At 74.8% G+C, this 202-nt stretch carries 1 protein-coding gene; it reads left to right on the top strand.

Annotated features, from left to right (window positions below):
* Nucleotides 1–202: ABC transporter permease subunit (locus IF78_RS0143170; protein ID WP_031488228.1), on the top strand; the 202-nt coding region annotated here is incomplete at both ends.

The raw sequence follows: 202 nt of genomic DNA, 5'->3' as shown, positions 1-202 counted from the left end.
CGGCGCCGTCCCCTCGATCGCCAACGGCCTGGTCTCCGGCGTCGACCAGGTACCCCCGCTCTTCCTGCGCGCCGGCCGCACCCTCGGCGCGACCGGCCTGAAAGGCACCTGGCACATCGTCATGCCCGCCGCCCTGCCCGGCTACCTCGCGGGCCTGAAGCAGGGCTGGGCCTTCTCCTGGCGCTCCCTCATGGCCGCCGAG

It is taken from the genome of Streptomyces bicolor (assembly GCF_000719285.1).
Lineage (GTDB): Bacteria > Actinomycetota > Actinomycetes > Streptomycetales > Streptomycetaceae > Streptomyces > Streptomyces bicolor.
The sequence above is the reverse complement of the archived record's forward strand: the minus strand, read 5'-3'. Positions and strand labels throughout refer to the sequence as shown.